Genomic DNA, 2611 nt, shown 5'->3' with positions numbered 1-2611 from the left:
GCTCGCCCCGCCGCTGATCTCCACCCAGGAGACGTTCGACGAGATCGAGCAGATCCTGCGCGCGACGCTGACGGAGGCGTGGACGAAGCTGTGACTGAAGTTTCCCCGTGATCTCGGACACGTGATCGTTATGCCGCGAGGGCGTGCTGCCGCTGTCTGGTCTCGGCCGGGGTGAGGTAACCGAAAGTCCGGTGCTTGCGCAGGCGCCGGCGGTTGTAGAAGGACTCGATGAAGGAGAAGACCTCGGCGCGGGCGGTGGCCCGGTCGGGCCAGGTACGGGTGCCGATCTCCTCCTTGAGCAGGGCCCAGAAGCTCTCCGCGGCAGCGTTGTCGAAGCATGATCCGGTGCGCCCGCAGCTCTGCCGCAGCCTCAACTTGTCTGTTCGGTGGCGGAACTGGATCGACGTATATTCCGTGGACTCAACCGGTCGTCGCAACACTGGCTTCCTGGAGCGATAGTAGGTGCTCGTTGAGGGCTTCGGCGGGGGTCTTCCATCAGAGAGTTTTGCGGGGTCTGTTGTTGAGGGTGGAGGCGACGGCCTGCCGAGCACGGCGGGCGGCCTCGCCCTCGTGCCAGGCGTAGTAGGAGGAGGAGCGGGCGACCTTCAGCACCGCACAGCAGGACGATCGGGTAGGTCGCCTTCTCCGCATGGATCAACCGGTACAGCTCATCCACCGGTCGTTCTCCTTCACGAAGAAGGCCGTCGCCGTCGCTTTTTTCAGGATCTCGATCGTCTGCTGCTGTTCGCGGACCTCCTTGCGCAGCCGCCTGAGCTCCTCGCGCTCGGCGCTGGTCAGCTCGCCGGACTCGCTCTCGCCCCGGTCCGCCTTCGCCCGGCGGTACCAGCCGCGCAGAGACTCGGAGCTGATGCCAAGTTCCCGGGCGACGGCGGTGACCGTTCTGCCCGAGGAATCGACGAGCGCGATCGCATCCCGCTTGAACTCCTCGGTGTACCGCTTCATATACTTGCTTCCCACCTGGTGCTACTTCCTCCTGGAACCTCAGGATCCCAGTCTCCAGGTATCCACAATCAAGGGGAAGCTTCACCTCCAACAGACCCGGCGCAGGCGGACACGGACGGCGAGCAGTCATCTTCAGCCCCAACACGGCAATTGACCCCTACCGCCGGCCCACGACCAACCCGACCTGCCGTGAACCCACAGCACCACCGGAATTAGCGAACTACCGGTAATGCAACGGCGGCCTGCACGGCCCCTGGCAACGCGGCACGAATGAGAGCACGAACCCTGCGGCAGTACTTTCCCAAAGGCACGGACCTATCCCGATGGCAATCAGACGACTTCGAAGCCGTTACACTCGCCCTCAACAGCCGCCGTCAGCGCAGCGCATCCGGCAAACCGGGCTCCGCAGGCTCGCAGAGATCATGACGCTCCGGAATTCTATGGGTTTCACCGAAGAACACCCAAAGCTACCTGATGACCCACCACATACGCCGCGACGACTGCAGCGCCGGACTGCCCGCGGACGAATCATCATCCCTCCGCGGTTTGGGGCTGAAACCTTGCATATTATCAGCCCCAAACCGTGAATTCCTGATCGTAAATAAATACCCGCAATTGCCACGCACCACAGTAGCGGCACAGGCTAGAGTACTACTACAACGTCACTTAATATTTGATGCCGTACTAAAGCACCATTGGCGTACGGAATTCCCCAGCGCGGCTTCGCGACCCTGAAAATCCGACCAGTCCGTAGGATCACCTGCATCATATACGACATGGTCCAACATGTGCGCATTAGTCGATTCATACAATCCGAAATCTCGAAGATTGAATGACGGTGCGACAACGGCATACTCACCGAAGACCGTCCCGTGCGTCCCTGTCGCTATAGCGGAATTATTGAACCCACGTCGCGCATTCTCCGGTAGGGCCAAATTCATTAGGTCGAAGATAGTCGTTTTACTATCCCATGAGATATTACCATCGGGGTAGAATCGAGCAGCGACTGCATTGCTATGAATCGTCTCCGAAAAGCGGGTGGTTGTGACAGTGGAAGGACCAACATAAAATATCCGCTGACCTCCAGCACTGTCCATTGCGGCACCGATTGCAGCTGCGTCAGCCTGTGCAAACCGTTGATATGTTTCCAAATCTGCAGCGCTTATCCGGCCCAGAGGCTTACTAAAGACCGCCTCAGAAGTAGCTGGCAGGTGTGGGAGTGTCCCCATTGATGTGGAGGCACCGATGAGTTCACTGAGACCGTTGGCGAGGGTGTGTCCGGTGATAATGGATGTGCAGGGGCCATCTTCTGCGCAGTAGGTTGCATAGAAGGGGTCGTTACTCTCGCCTCGGTAGTGCCAGGTATACCCGTCCGCTTCGAAGACGGGTATAGGGGAGAGCCCGGTCGATGCACCGCTGCCGGGGGTGACGCGTCCGTTGTAGTTGTTGTGGCCGTAGTGGCAGCTGAGTTCTTGGCAGTTGGTGGGGGCGGCGAAGATTTCTTCGGGTGTGGTGTATCCGGTGGGGTCGGAGGCGAGGGCGGTGGCGTTGGCGTCGGTGATGGTGCCGGTGATGGCGTCTTCGGCTGCCATGTAGGCGTAGTCGGCGCCTTTGTCGGGAGCGTTGTAGCCGCCGGTTGCTTCGGTGG

At 60.2% G+C, this 2611-nt stretch carries 3 protein-coding genes and 1 pseudogene; 1 reads left to right on the top strand and 3 read right to left on the bottom strand.

Features of this window, described 5'->3' with window-relative positions; translation table 11 throughout:
- Nucleotides 1-128 precede the first annotated feature (128 nt).
- Together ACWCQK_RS42305 and ACWCQK_RS42300 are read right to left on the bottom strand one after the other, a co-directional pair.
- A complete protein-coding gene (locus tag ACWCQK_RS42305; protein ID WP_451164572.1) occupies nucleotides 129-374 on the bottom strand; it encodes an integrase core domain-containing protein in 246 nt (81 codons plus the stop codon).
- Nucleotides 375-654: 280 nt separating this feature from the next.
- Complete coding sequence (locus tag ACWCQK_RS42300) at nucleotides 655-978, bottom strand: transposase (protein ID WP_451164570.1); 324 nt, start codon at nucleotides 976-978, stop codon at nucleotides 655-657.
- Between the two features lie 230 nt (nucleotides 979-1208).
- On the opposite strand from ACWCQK_RS42300, the pseudogene ACWCQK_RS42295 reads away from it, so the two are divergent.
- Nucleotides 1209-1389, top strand: a pseudogene (locus ACWCQK_RS42295) (IS30 family transposase); the annotation flags it as partial.
- Nucleotides 1390-1625: 236 nt separating this feature from the next.
- Here ACWCQK_RS42295 and ACWCQK_RS42290 read toward each other — a convergent pair.
- The coding region (locus tag ACWCQK_RS42290) for a hypothetical protein (protein WP_451164568.1) at nucleotides 1626-2611 on the bottom strand (986 nt) is incomplete at its 5' end.

The sequence above is a fragment of the Streptomyces sp. NPDC002306 genome, assembly GCF_053593435.1.
Note: the sequence above shows the minus strand (reverse complement) of the source record. Positions and strands in the feature narration are given on the sequence as shown.